The following is a 20,162-nucleotide window of genomic DNA, read 5'->3' as shown; positions in this document are numbered from 1 at the left end:
ATAATTCAGGATACGGGCAAATATAGACAGACCACGCAAGGCCGGTATCCGTCACATAACCATAACAAAGGCCACATAAGTGAACCGCATCGCTTCCAACACCTAGAGGAGAACTACAGTGACCCAATTCCGCAAGATCCTTTCGATGACCACGGCGCTGGTCATGGCAAGCTCGGCTGTCGCCGTCGCAGAACCGAGCGCCGAGCTGATCGAAGCCGCCAAGAAGGAAGGCATGCTGACCACTATCGCCCTGCCCCACGACTGGTGCGGCTACGGCGAAGTCATCGCCGCCTTCAAGAAGAAGTACCCGGAAATCACCGTCAACGAACTGAACCCAGACGCTGGTTCGGCTGACGAAGTCGAAGCCATCAAGGCCAACAAGGACAACAAGGGCCCGCAGGCTCCTGACGTCGTCGACGTTGGTCTGGCTTTCGGTCCGCAGATGAAGGCCGAAGGCCTGCTGCAGCCTTACAAGGTCTCCACCTGGGACGAAATCCCTGACAACATCAAGGACGCTGAAGGCTACTGGTACGGCGACTACTACGGGGTCATGTCCTTCCTGGTGAACAAGGACCTCGTCGCCAACACCCCGAAGGACTGGGCCGACCTCACGAAGCCGGAATATGCCGGTCAGGTTGCTCTCGCAGGTGACCCGCGCGCTTCCAACCAGGCCATCCTCGGCGTTCTCGCAGCCGGCATGGCATCGGGCGCAGCTGCTGGCAAGGACGCTGGCGAAGCTGGTCTGAAGTACTTCGGCGAACTGAACAAGGCCGGCAACTTCGTACCCGTCATCGGCAAGTCCGGCACGCTCGCACAGGGCGCGACCCCGATCGTCGTCATGTGGGACTACAACGCCCTTTCGGCTCGTGACACGCTCGCCGGCAACCCGCCGGTCGAAGTCGTCGTTCCGGCATCCGGCGTTCTGGCCGGCGTCTACGTTCAGGGCATCTCTGCTTACGCGCCGCACCCGAACGCTGCCAAGCTGTGGATGGAACACCTGTACTCCGACGAAGGTCAGCTCGGCTGGCTGAAGGGTTACTGCCACCCGGCCCGCTTCAACGCCATGGTCAAGGCTGGCAAGGTTCCGCAGGACCTGCTCGACGCTCTGCCGCCGGCTGAATCCTACGAGAAGGCGTACTTCCCGACGCTCGAAGAAGTCGACGCCAACAAGGCTGCCGTTGTCGGCGGCTGGGACAGCGTCGTCGGCGCCAACGTCCAGTAAGTCGAGACCTTGATGTGCCGCCCCGGTCTTGTCTAAGGTCGGGGCGGCGCTTGCATTTTAAGAAGATCCGCCCAGAGGCGGACAAGAGGGGCAGATCGAATGTCGACAGAGTCAGTGGGCCCGGGCCATCAGGCACGGCCACGAACGAAACTTCCACTTCACTGGCTGGGCGTCCTGCCTTTCGCAGCCTTCGTGATACTCTTCCTGATCATGCCGACCATGAAGATCGTCATCGGCGCATTCCAGCGTCCTGATGGTTCGTTCACGCTCGATAACATCGGTGGGCTCTTCACGCCTTCGATCATGGCGGCCTACTGGATCTCCATCAAGATCAGCCTCGCCTCCGCCATCCTCGGCTGCCTCATCGGCTTCGGCGTTGCCGCAGCCGTCGTACTTGGCGGTCTGCCGCAGTGGATCCGCGGCCCGCTCCTGACCTTCTCGGGCGTCGCCTCCAACTTCGCCGGCGTTCCGCTCGCCTTCGCCTTTCTGGCGACCCTCGGCCCGGTCGGCCTGCTCACCGTCTTCCTGAAAACCCAGCTCGGAATCGATCTTCGCCTGCTCGGCTTCAATCTCCTCTCCTTCTGGGGGCTGACAGTCACCTATCTGTTCTTCCAGATCCCGCTGATGATCCTGATCATCACCCCGGCTCTTGACGGTCTGAAGCGCGAATGGCGCGAGGCAGCCTCGATCCTCGGCGCGACCAATGCGCAGTACTGGCGCCTCGTGGCCTTCCCGATCCTGCTGCCCTCGATCCTGGGCACGATGGCACTGCTTTTCGCAAACGCATTCGGCGCTGTCGCAACCGCGATCGCATTGACCGGCTCTTCGCTGAATATCGTGCCAATCCTGCTCTTCGCCCAGATCCGCGGCGACGTGCTGGGCGACCCCCATCTCGGCTACGCGCTCGCCTTCGGCATGATCGCGGTCACCGGTGTCGCCAATGCTCTGTATATCTGGCTGCGCGCCCGCAGCGAAAGGTGGCTGAAATGAAGCGCTTTTGGGCCTGGGGGGCCCTGATCTTCGGCCTCCTCTACTTCTTCCTGCCGCTGATCGGCATGACCAACTTCTCGCTCAAGATGCGGCGCGGAGAATATTCCTTCGACGCCTACGTCAAGGTTCTGACGGATCCGCGCTTCCAGGAGACATTCACCTATTCTGTCACCATGGCGCTGGTCACCATCCTCTTCGGCGTCTTCCTGGTGGTACCCACAGCCTATTGGGTGCGCCTCAAGCTGCCGCGCCTCCGTCCCTATATCGAGTTCGTGACTTTGCTGCCGCTGGTCATTCCGGCGATCGTCATCGTCTTTGGCTATATCCGCCTCTACAACACCTCCAGCTGGCTGCCGCTGACGGGCTCTGCCTTCGGCACGGACGTGCTGCTGATGTTCGGCTATGCGACGCTCGCCCTCCCCTACATGTACCGCGCTGTCGACACGGGCCTTCGGACCATCGACATCGGCACGCTGACGGAGGCCGCACAAAGCCTCGGCGCTGGCTGGTTCACGATCATCTCGAAGATCATCCTGCCGAACGTGCTCGTCGCCGTGCTCTCGGGCGCCTTCCTCACCTTCGCCATCGTGATTGGCGAATTCACCATGGCAGCGCTCCTGAACAAGCCGGCCTTCGGACCCTTCATGCAGCTTCTCGGCGCCAACCGCGCCTATGAGCCGGCTGCACTCGCCGTTATCGCCTTCGGCATCACCTGGGGCTGCCTCGGTCTGATCCAGCTCGTGTCCCGCCTCCAGAAAACAGCCCCGCGCCAGGCCTGAGGAATTCTTTTCATGACCTTCCTGACACTTTCCCACCTCAAGAAATCCTTCGGCGCCACCCAGGTCGTGCACGACTTCAACATGGCGATCGAGAAGGGCGAATTCATCTCCTTCCTCGGTCCATCGGGCTGCGGCAAGACCACCGTTCTGCGCATGATTGCCGGCTTCGAGACGCCCTCGGGTGGCACGATCGAAATCGCCGGCAAGGATCAGACCTACCTGAAACCGAACCAGCGCAATATCGGCATGGTCTTCCAGGCCTATGCCCTCTTTCCGAACATGAACGTCGCCGACAATGTCGCCTTCGGCCTGAAGATCTCGGGCATGCCGAAAGCCGATATCGACAAGCGCGTGAAGGAAATGCTGGCGCTGATCCATCTCGATCACCTCGCCGAGCGCTACCCTTACCAGCTCTCGGGCGGCCAGCAGCAGCGCGTGGCGCTCGCCCGCGCGTTGGCACCCAAGCCGCAGGTGCTTCTGCTTGACGAACCGCTCTCGGCGCTCGATGCCAAGATCCGCGTTTCGCTGCGCGAGGAAATCCGCCATATCCAGCAGCAGCTGGGCATCACCACCGTTTTCGTCACCCATGACCAGGAAGAAGCGCTGTCGATCTCCGACCGCATCGTCGTCATGAATGCCGGCAAGGCCGACCAGATCGGCACGCCCTTCGAGATCTACAACCGCCCGACCACCCGCTTCGTCGCCTCCTTCGTCGGCACGCTCAACGTGCTCGATGCTGTTGTGACCGACCAGAGCGCGGGCATTGTTCAGATCGGGGACAAGACGCTGGCGATCAAGGAAGCCATCCCGGCCAAGAACGGCTCGACCATTCAGCTCGCGATGCGCCCGGAAGCCGGCACGCTCGCCAGCGCCGACGTGGCAACGGTTCATGGCGAAGTGGCGTCCAGCCAGTTCCTCGGATCGGTCATCCGGACCCGCATCAATGTCGGCGGCAAGACGCTCTCCTTCGACACCTTCAATGACCCGGGCATCAAGCCCCCTGTTGTCGGCGACACCGTCGGCGTGAAGATCGATCCGACTGCCTTGATCCTGCTCGCCGACTGAGGCAAACCGAAACGACGGAAGAACGGTCTGAATGCCGCCCGCCCAGGCGGCATTCTCGTATTTGGAGGGAAGCCCATGCGCGCGATGTATTACGAAGCCTTCGGAGCAGCGCCGGAAATCCGGACCCTGCCCGATCCGACGCCGAGCAATGCGGGCGTGGTGATCTCCGTCAAGGCTACGGGCCTGTGCCGCAGCGACTGGCACGGCTGGATGGGCCACGATCCCTACATCAAGCTACCCCATGTTCCCGGTCACGAACTGGCCGGCACGATCTCGGCCGTCGGTCGCGATGTCCGCCGCTTCAAGGTTGGAGAGCGCGTCACCGTCCCCTTCGTCTCCGGCTGCGGCCACTGCATGGAATGCCGCTCCGGCAATCAGCAGGTCTGCGAGGAGCAGTTCCAGCCCGGCTTCACCCATTGGGGCTCGTTCGCCGAATATGTGGCGATCGACTATGCCGACCAGAACCTCGTGCATCTCCCGGAAGAGATCAGCTATGAGACGGCAGCAAGCCTCGGCTGCCGCTTCGCCACCTCCTTCCGCGCCGTCGTCGATCAGGGCCGTCTTCAGGGTGGCGAATGGCTGGCGGTGCACGGCTGCGGCGGCGTCGGCCTCTCGGCCATCATGATCGGCGCGGCGCTTGGCGCCAATGTCGTGGCGATCGACATTGCTGACGACAAGCTGGCGCTCGCCAAGGCGCTCGGCGCATCCGTCACCATCGACAGCCGCGCGGTCGCCAACGTCTCGGAAGCCGTCCGCGAAGTGACCGGTGGCGGCGCCCATGTCTCCGTCGATGCGCTCGGCCATCCGCAGACCTGCTGCAACTCGATCCTCAACCTCAGACGCCGCGGCCGCCACGTGCAGGTGGGCCTGATGCTGGCGGACCATGCAACACCGGCGATCCCGATGGCGCGCGTTATTGCCCACGAACTAGAGATCTATGGCAGCCACGGCATGCAGTCCTGGCGCTACGACGCCATGCTGCGCATGATCCTCTCCGGCAAGCTCTCGCCGGACCGCCTGATCGGCCGCCGCATCACGCTGTCTGAGGCGGCACCAGCACTCGCCACCATGGACAGCTTCCGCGAAAACGGCATTAGCATCATCGATCGGATGGTTTGAAGGCGCTCGCCGCACGCAAGATCCAGCTTAAGGTGTGATAGCGTTAACTCGTTTGTGGTGAAATTCGGCTGCACGAAACCGGCAACGGATCGAGAGCAGTCGTGGTCAAGCAGAAGACATCACCGGAGATGAAGGCCGAAGGCTTCATGGCAGAGTTCATGCGCCTGAAGCGCGGCTCCGTGACGCGTCGGCATTTCCTCGCCGTGACCGGGCTTGGCGCAGCGGCCCTTCTGTTTGGCGGCACCGGACGCACGAGTATCGCGACGTCCGAAGGCTCGCCGCTCGGCAAGAAGGTGAGCCTCGCCACCTGGCCGAATTACCACGATCCCCAGACCTTCGAGGATTTCACCGCAAAGTACGGCGTTGAAGTCGACATCTCGATCATCGGCTCCAACGAGGGCATGATGAAAGCGCTCGAAAGCGGGCGAACCTGGGACATCATCGTGCCGACCCAATACGCGATCTCGCCGTATTTCCATCGCGACATGCTGACCCCGCTGGACCTGCGTCTGCTGCCCAATCTGGATATCGGCGCGCATTCCGACCGCTTTCTCAAACCCGGCGTTCTGGCCGGCGCCTTCTATGCCGTGCCGAAAAATGCCGGCACCACCGGCATTGCCTATAACACCGCACAGCTCGACCCGGTCGGCAGCTGGCGTGAGTTCTTCGACCGCGCGATGACAGAGGCCTCCGGCAAGACCATCGTCCATGACTACCAGCTGACCGCAATCGGCGGCGCGCTGGTGGCGCTGGGCCACGGCTTCAACTCGCTGGATCCGGCGGAACTTGCCCGGGCCGAAGACCTGCTGATGCAGGTGAGGCCGCATCTTCTGGCCGTTGAGAGCGATTATCAGCCTGCCATGCGCACCGGCGAAGCCTGGATGACGATGTGCTGGAGCAACGATGCAGCCCAGATGCATCGCGACGTGCCGGAGATTGCCTTCGAGATCGCAAGCGATGGGGGAGAGATCTGGACGGACTATTATGCCATCCCCGCCAAGGCACATAACAAGCCCGCGGCCCATGCCCTGATCAACCACCTGATTGACCCTGACATTGCCGCCCGCGAGCACATCGTCCATGGCGGCACGGCAACCGACAGCCGCATCCGCGCCCTGCTCCCGCCAGAGATCCTCTCCGATGAGATCGTCTATCCCGACGAGGCGATACTGACATCGCTGGAATTTGGACTGGCGGTCGCCATGACCGACCCGAACCGCGCCGATATCATGAACCGCTTTCGCGCCGCCCGCGGCTGACGCGAACCTCCTGCCATGCTAGTCACGGTACGTGCCGGAGGTGTCCGGCACGACGTTTCAGCACGAGGTCATAATGCCACAGATTTCGATTATCGACACGATTTCCGACCCCGGCAAGCAGGGTCGCGCAAACGAGGATAGGCTCGGCTACAACAGAGATGCAGCCTTTGTCATCGACGGCGCGACAGGCCTTGGCGACCGCCAGTTCATGGAGGGCTTCGGCTCGGATGCAGCCTGGATCGCCGAATTCTCAGCCATCCGTTTCGAGCGGGAGCTCAGCCGCAGCGCCGATCCGAAGACCGTGCTACGGCAGGTCTCCGAAGAAGCCCGCGACGCCTTCCTCGCGACGGCCGGCGACCAGCCGCGTTATGCCTGGCCGCTCTGCAGCCTGACGGCTCTTCAGACAACCGACACCGGCTTCCGCTGGTTCGGCCTTGGCGATAGCTGCATGTATATCCTGCACGACGACGGCCAGTCCGATTTCGTCATCCCGATCCCCGGCGCCTATGAATGGGAGCAGCACCGAGCTGCCCAGCACATCGCCCGTGTCGGCGGCATTGGGGCTGCCGGCGTCGCCAATGACGATCCGCAGACGCTCGAAGACCTCCGCCGCGGTCGCGCGCTGCAGAACACCGAAGGTGGCAGCACCTGGACGTTCGGTGTCGTGCCGGAAGCTGCCGATCACCTGGCAATGGTCGACGTGCCCGTCCATGGCGGTGGAGCCACCGCCCTCCTCTGCTCAGATGGTCTTGCCGATCTTGTGGCCCTCTACAAGCTTTACGATCCGGTCACGCTGATCCAACGCGCCGCAACGGCGGGGCTCAAGTCGCTGGTCTCAGAGCTCCGCCACCTGGAGCGCAAAATCGATCCGGATGGGCTGAAATACCCGCGCTACAAGCAGAGCGATGACACCACGGCAATCCTGCTGAGGCTGGAGGCATGAAGGCAATTAGGAATCTGCCTCAATAACTTATCGCCGAATTTGGATTCTGTTTGTGAGGGAGTTTGTGCGAAGGGTGAGCTTCCGATGAGAGGTCACCGCTCGCCGCCTCAGCGCCTGCCCCTCATCCGCCCCTTCGGGGCACCTTCTCCCCGCAGGCGGGGAGAAGGTGACGCCGCCGGCCGCATTCGCTCTTCTCCCCGTTCACGGGGAGAAGGTCCCGGCAGGGGGATGAGGGGCCGTAGCGCCAATCAATCCTCAGACGTCAGCCTTCGGCACATAATTCAACACCGGCCCCAACCAGCGCTCGACCTCGCGCACATCCATGCCCTTGCGGGAGGCATAGTCCTCGACCTGGTCTCGCTCGACCTTGGCGACACCGAAATAATAGCTGTCGGGATGACCGATATAGAGACCTGACACGGACGAGCCCGGCCACATGGCATAACTTTCCGTCAGCGTCACGCCGGTCGCCTTGGTCGCGTCGAGCAGCGAGAACAGCGTGACCTTTTCCGTGTGGTCGGGCTGGGCCGGATAGCCGGGCGCCGGTCGGATGCCGCCATAGGTCTCCGAGATCAGTTCCTCGGGCGTGAAGGCCTCGTCCGCTGCATAGCCCCAGAATTCGCGGCGCACTTGTTCATGCATGCGCTCGGCAAAGGCCTCGGCGAAGCGGTCGGCCAAAGCCTTGACCAGGATCGAGGAGTAATCGTCATTCGCCCGCTCGAAGCGTTCTGCGATCGCGACTTCCTCGATGCCAGCCGTCACCACGAAGCCGCCGACATAATCCGGAACGCCCGTCTCGAGCGGCGCGACGAAATCGCTGAGCGCCACATTCGCCCGCCCCTCGCGCTTGGCGATCTGCTGACGCAGCGTGAAGAAGGTTGCGAGCTCCTCGGTGCGGCTGTCATCCTTGAACAGCCGGATATCGTCGCCCACGGCGTTGGCTGGCCAGAAGCCGATGACGGCCCGCGGCCGGAACCAGTTCTCTTCGATGATCTTGTCGAGCATCGCCTGGGCATCGGCAAACAACTGGCGCGCCGCCTCGCCCTGCTTTTCATCCTCCAGGATCGCCGGATAGCGCCCCTTCAGCTCCCAGGTCTGGAAGAAGGGCGTCCAGTCGATATAGCGGGCGAGTTCCGCAAGGTCATAGGTCTCGAACACCTTGGTGCCGGTGAAACTCGGCTTCGTCGGCTTGTAGCTGCTCCAGTCGAGCTTGATGGCATTCTCCCGCGCCGACGCCAGCGGCTGGCGCTGCTTTTCGGCTTCCGCCCGCGCATGAGCCTCGGCCACCTTTGCATATTCACCCTTGATGCCGTCGACATAGGTCTCGTTGCCGTCCTCGGCGAGCAGTGCCGAGACCACGCCGACGGCGCGGCTGGCATCGGTGACATAGATCGCCTGCCCCGCCTTATATTGCGGATGGATCTTCACCGCCGTATGCACCCGGCTCGTCGTCGCGCCGCCGATCAAAAGCGGAACGGTGAACCCCTGCCGCTGCATCTCAGCGGCCACATGCACCATCTCGTCAAGCGAGGGCGTGATCAGGCCGGACAAGCCGATGACATCGACATTTTCCGCTTTCGCCACTTCGAGGATCTTGGTCGCCGGCACCATGACGCCGAGATCGATGATCTCGTAGTTGTTGCAGGCGAGAACGACACCGACGATGTTCTTGCCGATGTCGTGCACATCGCCCTTCACGGTCGCCATCAGCACCTTGCCGGCGGCCTGACGCTCGCCGGTCCCGCCGTTCAGCCGCTTCTCTTCTTCCATGTAAGGCAGCAGCACGGCCACCGCCTGCTTCATCACACGCGCCGATTTCACCACCTGCGGCAGGAACATCTTGCCAGCGCCGAAGAGGTCGCCGACGACATTCATGCCGGCCATCAGGGGGCCCTCGATGACATGCAGAGGACGCTCGGCCTTTAGCCGCGCTTCTTCCGTGTCGATGTCGATGAATTCGGTGATGCCGTTGAACAGCGCATGCTCCAACCGCTTCTCGACCGGCCATTCACGCCAGCTCATGTCCTGCGTGCGGGCCTTGGCCTCGCCCGTGCCGCGATAACGCTCGGCAATCTCCAGCAGCCGCTCGGTCCCGTCCTTGCGACGGTTGAGCACCACGTCTTCGCAGGCCTCACGCAGATCCTTGTCGATGCTCTCATAGACCGCCAGCTGCCCCGCATTGACGATGCCCATGTCCATGCCCGCCTGAATGGCGTGGTAGAGGAAGACCGCATGCATCGCCTCGCGCACTGGCTCGTTGCCGCGGAACGAGAAGGAGAGGTTTGAGACACCGCCGGAGATATGCACCAGAGGCATTTCCTGCCGGATCGTCCGCGTCGCCTCGATGAAGTCGACACCGTAATTGTCGTGCTCCTCGATGCCCGTCGCGACCGCAAAGACGTTGGGATCGAAGATGATGTCCTCGGGCGCAAAGCCCGCCTCTTCCGTCAGGATCTTGTAGGCGCGCCGGCAGATCTCCACCTTGCGCTCATAGGTGTCGGCCTGGCCCTTCTCGTCGAAGGCCATGACGACGACGGCCGCGCCATAATTGCGGATGAGGTTTGCCTGCGCGACAAAATTCTCCTCGCCTTCCTTGAGCGAGATGGAATTCACCACCGCCTTGCCCTGCACGCATTTGAGACCGGCTTCGATGATCGGGAACTTGGAGCTATCGATCATCACGGGCACGCGGGCGATATCAGGCTCGGCGGCGATCAGGTTGAGGAACTCGACCATCGCCTGCTGCGAATCGATCAGGCCCTCGTCCATGTTGATGTCGATGATCTGCGCGCCGTTCTCCACCTGATCACGCGCCACCACGAGTGCTGCGGAATAGTCGCCAGCGGTGATCAGCTTGCGGAACTTGGCCGAGCCCGTGACATTGGTGCGCTCGCCGACATTGACGAAAGGAATATCCTTGGTGAGCTCGAAGGGCTCAAGGCCCGACAGCGACATGAAGGGCCGATGTTCGGCCGGCGCGCGCGGCACCCTGCCCTTCACGGCCTCGGCAATGGCCGCGATATGCGCGGGCGTCGAGCCGCAGCAACCGCCGACGACATTGACGATGCCCTCTTCGGCAAAGCCGGAAACGAGATCCGCCATCTCCTCCGGGCTCTGATCATACTGGCCGAATTCATTCGGCAGGCCGGCATTCGGATAGGCAGAAATCAGCGTATCGGCCACGCCTGACAGTTCCTGCAGATGCGGCCGCATGGCATCCGCCCCGAGTGCGCAGTTGAGACCAACCGCGAAAGGCCGGGCATGGCGCACCGAGTTCCAGAAGGCCGTCGGTGTCTGGCCCGACAGCGTGCGGCCAGAGAGATCGGTAATCGTGCCCGAGATCATCACCGGCAGGCGAATGCCCTTGGCGAGGAAACGCTCCTCGCAAGCAAAGATCGCCGCCTTGGCATTCAGCGTATCGAAGATCGTCTCGATCAGGATGAGATCGGCGCCACCATCGATCAGCCCGTCGATCTGCTCGCCATAGGCAGCGCGCAGGTCATCGAAGGAGACGGCGCGGTAGCCGGGATTGTTGACGTCGGGCGAAATCGACGCCGTGCGGTTGGTCGGGCCGATGGCGCCGGCCACGAAGCGGCGCTTGCCGTCCTCGCGCTCGGCGCGCCAAGCCGCCCGGCGGACGAGTTCGGCGCCATAGCGGTTGAGGTCATAGACCGCCCCCTCCATCTCGTAATCCGCCTGGGCAATGCGGGTCGAAGAGAAGGTATTGGTCTCAAGAATGTCGGCACCGGCCATCGCATAACGGAAATGGATGTCTTCGATCGCGTTCGGCTGCGTCAGGATCAGCAAGTCATTGTTGCCCTGCTGATGACAGGCGCAGCCGAGGAAGCGTTCACCCCGGAAGTCGTCCTCCGTGAGACCCAGGCCCTGAATCTCGGTGCCCATCGCCCCGTCAAGGATCAGGATGCGTTCGCGGGCCGCCTGTTGCAGCGCCTTCAGGATCTCCGCGCCGTCACGGTTTGCGCCCTCGCGGCCGAACAGTTGATCGAGCATCTGCGAACTCTCCTATTGCGTATGCGACACGAGCCAAATCACATAAAGACATCTTTATGTCAACATGCGATCCTGCTGTGCGTGACCTTGGTCAACCGGTGGCAGGCGCACCGGTGATCGGCTATAGAACCTGCAACGATGTAGCCCGGGAGGAAGAAATGTCGGAAAATCAGTCGCAGCCATCGCCATCCACCCCCTGGAGCGCCCGGCCCTACCACCGCAAATGGCTGCTGAACCGCGCCGACGACCTCTTCGATTTCTTCTCAAGTTCGGCCATCAACCCGAAGGGCGGCTTCTACGACCTGGCGCGCGATGGCAAGCCGCTAGCGACCGACAATCCCGCCCGCGGCATTCATGCCAGCGCCCGCATGGTCCATTGCTTTGCGATCGGCCACCTGCTTGGCCGCCCGGGCTCGGCCGACATCGTCGACCACGGCATGCGTTACCTCTGGGACCGCCACCGTGACCAGAAGAACGGCGGATACTTCTGGCAGGCAAACGACACCGGTGCCGCCGACGACAGCAAACAGGGCTACGGCCACGCCTTCGTCCTGCTGGCAGCCTCCTCAGCCAAATGCATCGGCCATCCGCTTGCGGACGCCATGCTCGCCGACATTACTGAAGTGATCGACGAGAAATTCTGGGAAGAGAGCCACGGCGCGATCGCGGAGGAATTCTCTGACGACTGGCAGCCGGTGCCCGGCTATCGCGGCCAGAACTCCAATATGCATCTGACCGAAAGCCTGATGGCCGCCTTTGAGGCCACCGGCGAGCGGCACTACCTCACCAAGGCGGAGAAGATCGCCGACCTCATCATCAACCGCCGCGCCCGCGAGGAAGCCTTCCGCGTCGCCGAGCATTTCGATGAAAACTGGGTGGTCGACCGCAACTACTACCATTCGAACGAGATGTTCCGCCCGGCCGGCACCACGCCCGGCCATTGGCTCGAATGGGCCCGCCTGATCCTCCAGCTCTGGGTTCTCGGCGGCAAGAGCCACGACTGGATGCCGGAAGCCGCCCGCGGCCTCTTCTTCCAGTCCATGGCGCTCGGCTGGGACAAGGACAAAGGCGGCTTCTTCTACACGCTCGACTGGGAAAACGCCCCCGACAAGCGCGCCAAACTCTGGTGGCCGCTCTGCGAAGGCGCGGCCGCAGCGCACTTCCTCAATCAGCACCAGGAAAGCGACTTCCACGAGGAGAGCTACCGAAAGATCTGGAACTACATCGCGGCCAACAATCTCGACCGGGAGCACGGCGGCTGGCACGAGGAACTGACCGAGGACGGCAAGCCTTCAAACGGCCTTTTCCCCGGCAAGGGCGATATCTACCACGCCCTCCAGGCCTGCCTCATTCCGCTCTTCCCCGCAGAGGGAAGCCTGACCAGCATGATAGCAGAGCATCCGCTCGATGTTTGATGTAAGCACAAGCTAGACATGCAAAAGGGCCGGAAAACCGGCCCTTTCTTCATTCTAGCACTCCATTCGAAGCTTACTGCTCGATCGCATAGGTGATGTTGACGGTCACCGTATAGAGGTTCTCACCGGACGCGATCGGCACGGATTCATCCGCCATCTTCGCCATGGGTGCTGCCGCATAGACCTGCGGCATCGGCCGGGCGAAATTCTCGGAAATCTCGACGACGCGGCCGAGCTTGACGCCTGCGGCTTCCGTCAGCGTCTTCGCCTTGGCGGCAGCCTTTTCGACCGCCTGCTTGCGGGCCGCTTCGACAGCTGCTTCCGGATCGTCATTGGTGAACGAGATACCGCCACCTTGGTTGACGCCCAGTTTCACCGACCGATCGATGATCTCTCCAAGCTTGGCAAGGTCACGCACCCGAACGGTCAAGCCGTTGCTGACCGTATAACCGACGATTACAGGCGCCTCATAGGTGCCGTCAGTGCGGGTTTCCTGCTTGTATTTTGGCTGGATCGAAAAATCCGTGGTCTGAAGGTCCTTGTCCGCAATACCCTGAGCCTTGAGGTCGGCCAGCACCTCGGCCATGGCGGCACTATTGGCCGAAAGCGCCTCGCCTGCCGTCTCTGCATCGCGCATGACCGCCAGCGAAATGACCGCCATGTCAGGCGCGATCGCAGCCTCCCCCTCGCCCGACACCATGATCGTCGCCTCGCGACGCTCCGTCTCGGCAGCAAACACCGGCGCGACAAATCCGACCGAGAGAACCGAACCGGAGAGTGCCGTCGCCATGACGAGAGCCCGTGTGATTTTCAGCATGAAATCTTTCCTTGTGTCCCGCAGTGCCGGCGGACCTCTTCGTCTCACCCGGCACCATGCCCTTCCGGCATCTGTGATGACGCGTGATTGTGAAGCCATTGCGGCAGAGACTTGTCGCATACCTGAAATTGCGTTAGAGCCGCTGCACGGTGCGGGGTGACCATAACCCGCCCGTCGGCGATCCGCCGGGCTGGGCCCGTAGCTCAATGGTTAGAGCCGGCGGCTCATAACCGCTTGGTTGGGGGTTCGAGTCCCTCCGGGCCTACCATTTGATCTTGTCATCTGCCGATACAGGGCAAAGCCGGCAGCAAGAACGATTCCCAAACCGAGGCCGAAAAGGCCGCCGCCGAAGATGCCGGCGATCAGCAGCACCTTGCGGCCCGGACCATCGGGTGCGTGGGCCGGGAAGGCTTCGGCGACAACGCGGACATTGCTCGAATAGAGGCTCATCTCGGCTGCCGTTTCTTCGCTGCGCTTGAGTACCGCCTCGTAAACGTCGCGTGCAGCCTTTGCCTTACGCTCCAGCTCGCTGAGTTCGATCAGCGCCGTCGAATTGGTGGTCTGGGATGCCTTTTGAACGTTCAGTTCCTTGAGCAGGTCAGCTTCTTCCTTCTGCGCCGATTCGTAGGCGCTGCGGGCCGCAACCACCATGCGTTCGAGTTCGAGACGGATCTGCCGTTCGATGTCGCCGAGCGACGCTTTGGCCGACTGCAATTGCGGGTGGCGCGGGCCAAGACGCTCGGTCAGGCTGCTCACATTGGCCGAAAGGCTTGCATACTGGTTGCGGAGATCACCGAGCGTCCGCGAGGCCGCCGCATCGCCGACGAGAACGTCGTTGATGTCGAGCCTCGACACGGTATCGAGCTGCGCCTTGGCCTCGATGATCTTCTGCTGTGCGGCAACCAGCAGGTCGTCGAGAGACTGCAGCCGCTTGTCGGCAATCTGGTCACCGCCCACGGCGAAAAGATCATTCTGCGCGGTAAACGCGCGCACCTCGGCTTCCGCCGCAATCACCGCCTTGCTGAGTGCCGTCAACTGGTTGACCAGGCTCGTATTGACGCTGCCAAAACTGTCTTCGGCATTGACGCGGCTGTCCTTGAGATAGGCTGCGACCAGAGAATTGGCGATCGCGGCCGACTTTTCGGCCTCTCCGGTCGTCACCTTCACCTGGAAGATGAACGTGCCTTCCTGGCGCGACACCAGGATCTGCTTCTGCAAGGCGGAGATTACGCGGTTCAAGTCAGACGCCGCATTGTCCGAGGGGCGACCCAGAAATTCGGGATCCGTCGTCAGCTTCAGATTGCTGGCGACGGTCTCGAGCACGGTGCGGGATGTGATGATCTGCGTCTGACTGTCGATGGTTGCGTTCAACACTTCCGGCGACGTCGCCCGGTCGTTTTCAACGAGTTCCACCGCGAGCTTCTGCGGATCGAAATAGAGCGTCGCGGTGGCGCTGTACTTCTTCGCAAGCAGCGTGGTCATGGCACCACCCACGAGCGCGCAGACGATGGCACCGGCCAGCACTGCCGTCCGATACCGCCAGGCAGCAAGTGCGACAAACTTCAGGTCGATGACCGATGGTGCAGCGACCGCGGGGGCTGGCTGCATTGGGGCCGAGCGCTCCTCCGGCATGGGCTCGTGCACTGCACCACCCTGCCCTTCCTCGGACGCGTCATTACCACCGGAAAGATCCCAGCCGAATCGCTCCCGGGCCCGCTGCTCGATGTCATCCATCGTCAGCGGCCGACCGGACCGCGGCTTCTGGACGTCGCGTTCGTCGACCGACGCGCCGAGATAGCGGCGCAAGCTGACATTCGCACCACCCGCCGGCGACGTCGATTGAGCGTCAGCGTCACGGCCGCGAGAATGAAATTCGCCCATCCCTCGGGTTAGATCTTTCACGATTGGCTTGCCCATGCATGTAGAGGTCCAGCAGGCGTCTGCGAGACGCCCGATTCTTGCCGAACTATGAGTATTTACGGTTAATTAAGTCTTATCCCGCGGGCGGAATACGCACGCAGGAACCCGGATCTGCGGCAGCAGGCTTGAGCGCCGGAAGAAGGACGGAGAGCTGGGCGCGGTCCCCTTGAGCATCCGGCTGGATGTTGTTGCCCTCTTCAGGCGACCACCAGTCCCCACCGGCCCAATAGGTCCAGCCGAGCCAGACATCGGGCTCTTTCGCCATCTGATCCAACATGCGCGTCAGCCCGGCCAGGCATTCCGGCTCCTTCGATCCACCGAACTCGCCGAGAAAGGCGCGCTTGCCGTGTGTCCGCAGCCATTCCGAGAGCTTGCGCAAACCGTCCACGGCCACATCCGCCTTGACGCAAGCCTCGTTTGTGCCAGAGAAATCCTCGTCCATGTACTGATGTACTTCGAAGGCGAAATTGTCGACGGGATCGACGACGTTGATCATCACATCGGCATTGGAACCTTGGCCGAAATCTTCGGGCCAACTCACGACGCCTGTCCAATGAGTGCCTGGCACAAGTATAAGATTGCGGGCGCCGACAGCCCGAATTCCAGCAATCGACTGATTGGCAGCATCAAGCCAGACTGAGGGAGCGATATCGTGGGGTTCATTCATCAGGCCAAAGGCGATGCCATCTTGATTTGCGAATTCGGCAGCGAGCCGGATCCAGAACTGCGCGAACTGTCGCGAGGAAACTTCAGAAGATCCAATCTGGAGGCCGGAATGATAGCCATAATTGTGCGGGTCAAGAATGACCATAAGCCCCTTGGCTCGCAAGCCAGCAACGCTCACCTTCAGCCGCTCCAGTTCGTTCGGCTCCAACCGCTCCCCGAGTATTGGCTGGAGCCGCTCCCATCGGAACGGCAGACGCACGGTATCGAACCCCTTTGCAGAGAAATAGGAGACGGTTGCAGTAGAAGGGTAGGTGTAATCCACACCTTCAACACCATCAGCCTCACCATACTCGGCACCGGAAATGTTCAGCCCGCGAAAACAGAGATCAGCGGGGCCTGCATCGGCAGAGTTGACCGCTAGGGACAACGCAAGCCCCAAGAGTACCGCCCGTTTGCAGCTGAGAACCTGGGGTTTGGCATTCATGGTTTGTTTGTCCTCACAGAATGAACCTAGTTTGGGCGACTGTGGTGATGTCGCCGGCGCGGAAAGACCGGCACGAGAGCCATCTGACACCAGCGGGCGAGAACCAAGGTCAAGGGAGTGTCAATAGGTCGGACGCCACAAGCCTGCTTAGGTGATTCCAGACCAGCTTCTTGTAGGGACAGGAATGGTAAGATCCGGTACACTGGTCCCGCAGCATCAAAAGAGCACGCTGAGCGTCATTATTCGGCAATCCGGCAGCCTCCGCCAGCGTAGCCCCCAGAAACCCGATATCCATCGTCATGCTTGGTAGGGTTTTGATTTTCCTGCCGAACGTGTGAACGTCGTAATACGTCTCATACAAAACGGAGTTCCAGTCAGCCGCGGCAGGGCTGTCAGTTGCGAGGTCTGCTGAAGCTTGCGAAACGCTCGGCTGGTGATCTCCATACTCGAGAACCACTGCGCCGCCCTTCCCCTTGTTTTCATCCACGGATGCCAGAAAGGGTGCATAGTCCTGCCGTGCAAGTGTCATCCGCCTCAGAAACTCGTCAACATCGGGGGCGTTTCCGAATGGCATGCCCGCGACCTCTTCGCCAGGCTCGAGCGTTTCATCGTAGGGGCCGTGGGTGGTCATGGTTTGCAGGAAAACGAAAAGGGGACGAGGGTCGTTGGCCGCGCGATGCTCGGAGATAAGCTTCGTTGTGAAGTCGTAAAAAATCTTGTCGCGCGCATGCGATGAATTTGCCCCGACATCGTCGCGGTCATACACCTCTTGGAAGCCGATGGATTTGAGAAATGGCCCTTCATTGACCATTTCATAGCGTGTGGGCATGACAGCCAGGGTCCGGTAGCCGCATGCCGTCATAATCAATGGCAGTGAATTCTTCACCTTCCCCGCCATGAAGATGGGAAGATAGGGCCGCATCCAGCCAAAATCGATCGCGGGCAGTCCCGTCATCAGTGCAAACGTCGTTGTCCACGAGGCACCGGCAAAAGTCTCCACTCGCAAAGGCTTCCAATCCGCCGTTTCGTGCGCCAGATAGCCATCAGATCCTCCATATTTCCAGTCGGTATAGAGCGATGGGGGAAACATCGATTCCATATGGACGACATAGACATCAGGGGCCGATGACATGTCCCCGCAGGTCTGGACATCGTCGAAATGGGAAGGCATCTCACGGGCCGCAACCTCCCCCGCTAGGTCGATACCCTCGAAGAGAAACGAAGCATCTGCAAGAGACACAAAGAACGCGGAGGCGAAATGTCCACCCATGTAATAGCCGTGGTCACCGGGGTCCCTGGGGTATGTAGCCAGAAGCAGGGCTAAAGCAGGGACGAACGCGGCGAAGCGCCAACGGGGGGAAATTAGCTGGGGTCTTTCAGCGCTGAAGAGGCCACGAACCAACCACGCGACCACCAGGAGCACGATGGGCAGCGGGAGAAGCGTTTTCCAATAATTCGACAATACGAAAAGCAGGCTTTCTCTGTCAGCCGCGAATGTCAGCAGATCGAAAACATGCGCATTGAACCCCATCAACCGCTGCTTTGTCAGCGAGATGCCAGCCACGAGGAAGACAATGCCCCAAGACATCAGTAGAGACGCATGAACACGACGGGTGAAACTGAATAGCAGAACGGTCAGTGCGGCCACGACAGCTAGAGCAAACGGGACACTCGCATAGTCACGCTCCAGCACGACTAACAGGCTAACCCCAAGGGCGGACAGCGCCAAAACCACGGAGCCCCGTGTGAAGAAACAAAACATATCCAGGATCTGCTTTCAGTTGATAATCGTCATCGAAAGCAGACTATTGAAGCGTCGAGCCGTTTGCAGGGAATTATGAAAGAAGGGTTAACCTCGGCGCGCGCGGATTTCGCAACGAAAAGATCACGAGGCACAGATCAAGTAGCCGACTCGTCAGGCCTGCGGTGACACAGCGGACGGAACCGGAAGCCGCTCCGCCGGTAATCTTGGGGAAATCTCGTGACGTGCATGTCCGAGTAGCAACCACAATAAGCCGGCGATCTTAGCAGTGAAGACGGGCGTTGCACCGATCATCAGATTGAAGAACATGAAGATTGGTAGCGCCTGCGCCAATCGCCGCTGCGCTGGCGTCTTCCCTGCCGGATAGAGCGACACGAACAACCAGAAGGCCAGCATTCCGAAGACTGTCCCGGCATAGACGATATAGACATAACCACTATCGGCAAAAGATGCCGCTGCATCGGCGTAGAAGCCGAGAAATCCATAAATATCCATGTCCGAGATGTGTCGCATAGTGAGCACGATGCGTCCGCTGAGATTATCCCCTCGCGCATCCGGGTTCAACACATACATCATTGTCCCGGCAAACAGGATCAGCGGCATCGTCATCAGACTGACGAGTTTTGGCAGAAGTGGAAAGACAAAATAGCCCACAAAACAGATCGTGGAAAACGTCAACATCGTACGGGACGCTGTCGTCAGTAGAATCAAGGCGATGCAGGCAACGAGTAGCACCCGCCTCCCCCGCTTCATCTCATCCCAGAAGTAAAGCGCGTACATCATCATCACGCCGGCAAAGTTCGACAGGGAGACCTGCTCCAGAAAAAGCGAGGACGCGCGGTGGTCAATCAACCCGAAGCTGAGGCGCCCTTCGAAACCCAGCGCATTTCCGAACAGGCCGGTGGTATCCCATTCCGGCGGCTGCAGCCCACGTGTGGTAAGAAAGTAATAGCCTGGCTCGAAAATGTCGGCATAAAGTTTGAGCGCAAATATCTCGCAGAATAGCACCAGCATCACCACTGCCAGCGACACCATGAAAGCGGCTTCAACCGTCTTGCGATCGGCCCAACTGCCCAATGTCGCGAAGCAGAAGATGATCAGGATGTTCCTGAGATAGTCGACAAAGACCATCCGGTTGATCGCGGACATATAGACCGCCATCGCAAGCGTGAAGACCAGCAAGAAAAGCGCTCCAAGGTCGTTTTCACCGAGCCCTTTGCGCAGGATGAAGACCAAGGCGAAAAGTAGGATCAGGATTTCTGCAACCACAACATGCGAGAAGCCCAGGGGTACCACATGCGCGTTGATGATCGCGAGCACGCTGTTGTAGAGCACGGACGCAACGGCGACCGCGATGACATAGAGGTTGAGCGTTTCGAAGTTCGATCTGTCCGCCACGGCACCCATGCTGATGATTCGCTATGTCCCGAGCATAACAGTTCCATGCCCCTGTCCATAAAGCAGCAAGCGATGAATGGGTAAAGCTGAAAGGATCACGAAGGCGGCTGAACTGGCGGGATCTGAAGATGGCCCCAAGGAGCTGGCAAAGAGAGCACTGAAGACTGGGGCCAGTCTCACTAGCGCGCGCTATCAAGGGTGCAAGCGAAACTGTGCCTTCGAACCCCCATGTGGGCATAACACTCAAAAATCAGTTGGGCGTCCCGCCAAATCAGCCATGGCTGCCGACCCATTCGGCCTGCCCGTCGCGAT

General features: G+C 60.9%; 13 protein-coding genes, 1 tRNA gene and 1 pseudogene. 9 read left to right on the top strand and 6 right to left on the bottom strand.

Annotated features, from left to right (window positions below):
• Nucleotides 1-145 precede the first annotated feature (145 nt).
• The 7 genes from AC02Y0_RS05475 to AC02Y0_RS05445 all read left to right on the top strand — a co-directional run bounded on the left by AC02Y0_RS05475 (nucleotide 146) and on the right by AC02Y0_RS05445 (nucleotide 7,377).
• Nucleotides 146-1,222 carry an ABC transporter substrate-binding protein gene (locus AC02Y0_RS05475; protein WP_476383964.1) on the top strand — a complete coding sequence of 359 codons (1,077 nt, stop codon included), beginning with the start codon at nucleotides 146-148 and terminating at the stop codon, nucleotides 1,220-1,222.
• 99 nt (nucleotides 1,223-1,321) lie between these two features.
• The gene (locus AC02Y0_RS05470; RefSeq protein ID WP_476382904.1) at nucleotides 1,322-2,212 is read left to right on the top strand and encodes an ABC transporter permease; all 891 of its coding nucleotides are present in this window, start codon (nucleotides 1,322-1,324) and stop codon (nucleotides 2,210-2,212) included.
• On the top strand, nucleotides 2,209-2,991 hold the full coding sequence (locus AC02Y0_RS05465) for an ABC transporter permease (RefSeq protein ID WP_102022030.1): 783 nt from the start codon (nucleotides 2,209-2,211) through the stop codon (nucleotides 2,989-2,991). The genes AC02Y0_RS05470 and AC02Y0_RS05465 overlap by 4 nt, the downstream gene beginning before the upstream one ends.
• A gap of 12 nt (nucleotides 2,992-3,003) precedes the next feature.
• Nucleotides 3,004-4,056, top strand: coding sequence for an ABC transporter ATP-binding protein (locus AC02Y0_RS05460; protein ID WP_444559141.1), 1,053 nt, complete (start codon nucleotides 3,004-3,006; stop codon nucleotides 4,054-4,056).
• A gap of 75 nt (nucleotides 4,057-4,131) precedes the next feature.
• On the top strand, nucleotides 4,132-5,175 hold the full coding sequence (locus tag AC02Y0_RS05455) for a zinc-dependent alcohol dehydrogenase family protein (protein ID WP_476382903.1): 1,044 nt from the start codon (nucleotides 4,132-4,134) through the stop codon (nucleotides 5,173-5,175).
• Between the two features lie 128 nt (nucleotides 5,176-5,303).
• Nucleotides 5,304-6,434 carry an ABC transporter substrate-binding protein gene (locus tag AC02Y0_RS05450; protein WP_476383963.1) on the top strand — a complete coding sequence of 377 codons (1,131 nt, stop codon included), beginning with the start codon at nucleotides 5,304-5,306 and terminating at the stop codon, nucleotides 6,432-6,434.
• A gap of 73 nt (nucleotides 6,435-6,507) precedes the next feature.
• The gene (locus AC02Y0_RS05445; protein WP_476382902.1) at nucleotides 6,508-7,377 is read left to right on the top strand and encodes a hypothetical protein; all 870 of its coding nucleotides are present in this window, start codon (nucleotides 6,508-6,510) and stop codon (nucleotides 7,375-7,377) included.
• A 255-nt stretch (nucleotides 7,378-7,632) separates the two neighbouring features.
• Here the strand turns inward: AC02Y0_RS05445 and metH are convergent, their stop codons facing one another.
• Entirely contained in the window at nucleotides 7,633-11,388 is a 3,756-nt protein-coding gene (metH, locus tag AC02Y0_RS05440; RefSeq protein ID WP_476382901.1) for a methionine synthase, read from the bottom strand.
• A 158-nt stretch (nucleotides 11,389-11,546) separates the two neighbouring features.
• Here metH and AC02Y0_RS05435 point away from each other — a divergent pair, with 158 nt between their 5' ends.
• Entirely contained in the window at nucleotides 11,547-12,803 is a 1,257-nt protein-coding gene (locus AC02Y0_RS05435) for an AGE family epimerase/isomerase (protein ID WP_476382900.1), read from the top strand.
• Nucleotides 12,804-12,876: 73 nt separating this feature from the next.
• Here AC02Y0_RS05435 and AC02Y0_RS05430 read toward each other — a convergent pair whose 3' ends face one another.
• Complete coding sequence (locus AC02Y0_RS05430; protein WP_102022023.1) at nucleotides 12,877-13,620, bottom strand: SIMPL domain-containing protein; 744 nt, start codon at nucleotides 13,618-13,620, stop codon at nucleotides 12,877-12,879.
• A 192-nt stretch (nucleotides 13,621-13,812) separates the two neighbouring features.
• Between AC02Y0_RS05430 and AC02Y0_RS05425 the strand changes: the two genes are divergently transcribed.
• Nucleotides 13,813-13,888, top strand: a tRNA-Ile gene (locus AC02Y0_RS05425).
• 1,088 nt (nucleotides 13,889-14,976) lie between these two features.
• Here AC02Y0_RS05425 and AC02Y0_RS05420 read toward each other — a convergent pair.
• The 4 genes and pseudogenes from AC02Y0_RS05420 to AC02Y0_RS05405 all read right to left on the bottom strand — a co-directional run.
• Nucleotides 14,977-15,228: pseudogene (locus AC02Y0_RS05420) on the bottom strand (hypothetical protein); the annotation flags it as partial.
• Nucleotides 15,229-15,613: 385 nt separating this feature from the next.
• Complete coding sequence (locus AC02Y0_RS05415; RefSeq protein WP_476382899.1) at nucleotides 15,614-16,690, bottom strand: glycoside hydrolase family 5 protein; 1,077 nt, start codon at nucleotides 16,688-16,690, stop codon at nucleotides 15,614-15,616.
• Nucleotides 16,691-16,799: 109 nt separating this feature from the next.
• The gene (locus AC02Y0_RS05410) at nucleotides 16,800-18,452 is read right to left on the bottom strand and encodes a sulfatase-like hydrolase/transferase (RefSeq protein ID WP_476382898.1); all 1,653 of its coding nucleotides are present in this window, start codon (nucleotides 18,450-18,452) and stop codon (nucleotides 16,800-16,802) included.
• Between the two features lie 153 nt (nucleotides 18,453-18,605).
• Entirely contained in the window at nucleotides 18,606-19,859 is a 1,254-nt protein-coding gene (locus AC02Y0_RS05405; RefSeq protein WP_476382896.1) for a hypothetical protein, read from the bottom strand.
• Nucleotides 19,860-20,162: the final 303 nt, after the last annotated feature.

This window comes from Allorhizobium sp. nf9_anc, from assembly GCF_056323085.1.
Note: the sequence above shows the minus strand (reverse complement) of the source record. Positions and strands in the feature narration are given on the sequence as shown.

Coding starts and splice junctions, on each gene's coding strand:
- AC02Y0_RS05465 (WP_102022030.1), top strand. CDS start 2,209: ATGAAGCGCTTTTGGGCCTGGGGGGCCCTGATCTTCGGCCTCCTCTAC.
- AC02Y0_RS05450 (WP_476383963.1), top strand. CDS start 5,304: ATGAAGGCCGAAGGCTTCATGGCAGAGTTCATGCGCCTGAAGCGCGGC.
- AC02Y0_RS05445 (WP_476382902.1), top strand. CDS start 6,508: ATGCCACAGATTTCGATTATCGACACGATTTCCGACCCCGGCAAGCAG.
- AC02Y0_RS05475 (WP_476383964.1), top strand. CDS start 146: ATGACCACGGCGCTGGTCATGGCAAGCTCGGCTGTCGCCGTCGCAGAA.
- AC02Y0_RS05430 (WP_102022023.1), bottom strand. CDS start 13,620: ATGCTGAAAATCACACGGGCTCTCGTCATGGCGACGGCACTCTCCGGT.
- AC02Y0_RS05410 (WP_476382898.1), bottom strand. CDS start 18,452: ATGTTTTGTTTCTTCACACGGGGCTCCGTGGTTTTGGCGCTGTCCGCC.
- AC02Y0_RS05455 (WP_476382903.1), top strand. CDS start 4,132: ATGCGCGCGATGTATTACGAAGCCTTCGGAGCAGCGCCGGAAATCCGG.
- AC02Y0_RS05435 (WP_476382900.1), top strand. CDS start 11,547: ATGTCGGAAAATCAGTCGCAGCCATCGCCATCCACCCCCTGGAGCGCC.
- AC02Y0_RS05405 (WP_476382896.1), bottom strand. CDS start 19,859: ATGGGTGCCGTGGCGGACAGATCGAACTTCGAAACGCTCAACCTCTAT.
- metH (WP_476382901.1), bottom strand. CDS start 11,388: ATGCTCGATCAACTGTTCGGCCGCGAGGGCGCAAACCGTGACGGCGCG.
- AC02Y0_RS05460 (WP_444559141.1), top strand. CDS start 3,004: ATGACCTTCCTGACACTTTCCCACCTCAAGAAATCCTTCGGCGCCACC.
- AC02Y0_RS05470 (WP_476382904.1), top strand. CDS start 1,322: ATGTCGACAGAGTCAGTGGGCCCGGGCCATCAGGCACGGCCACGAACG.
- AC02Y0_RS05415 (WP_476382899.1), bottom strand. CDS start 16,690: ATGAATGCCAAACCCCAGGTTCTCAGCTGCAAACGGGCGGTACTCTTG.